The organism is Vibrio sp. 1078-1 (assembly GCF_033340475.1).
In genome coordinates this window covers 1-711 of record NZ_JAWOWM010000339.1, presented here as the reverse complement: position 1 = coordinate 711, position 711 = coordinate 1, and the positions used below count along the sequence as shown (strand labels likewise).

Sequence of the window (711 nt, the reverse complement as noted above, 5' to 3'; positions counted from 1 at the left end):
CGCGATGGTGCGTGTAATGTCGGTTGTGCCATCTAGGTACTGACCGCCTGAATCAACAAGGTAAAGTGTGTTCAACTCTAGCTTACCTGGCTCAGGTTGGTTCTCATGATTGTAGTGACACATAGCCGCATTGCCGCCTGCCGCAGAAATGGTATCAAAGCTCAGATCCATCAGCGTTGGGTCTTCTTTACGGAATGCTTCTAGGCGATCAGCCAGTGTAGCTTCATCATGAAGATTGCCTGCAGCCACTTCGGCATCTAGCCAGCAAAGGAATTTGCTCATCGCTACACCGTCGCGGATATGACAGGCTTTCATGCCCGCAATCTCAACTTCGTTTTTCGCGGCTTTTGGCATTAAACATGGATCGGCTGCAGCAATAACCGATGCGCCTGCATTTTGCAGAACTAACTTAAACCATGCGTTACTGATTGCTGGGTCGAGTAATAACTTTTTACCAGACATGGCTTCAAGGCGAGATTGAAGTGCTTCTGGATGATGAACCGTCACACCAGTGCCCAAGTGCGCTGCAAATTCAGCAGGTAAGCGAGCGGGATCTAGGAAGTACTCTACACTTGAGTCGGCATGAAGAATCGCGTGCGACAGTAAAACTGGCAAACGCGATACATCCAAGCCACGTACGTTCAATAGCCAACAAATAGAATCAAGCGCTGTGATGACTGCGCTGTCTGCACCGGCTTTTGCTACCAGTTG

1 protein-coding gene is annotated in these 711 nt (G+C 49.4%); it reads right to left on the bottom strand.

Features of this window, described 5'->3' with window-relative positions:
* On the bottom strand, positions 1-711 hold a 711-nt coding region (locus R7190_RS27450), incomplete at both ends, for an aminopeptidase P family N-terminal domain-containing protein (RefSeq protein ID WP_318137878.1).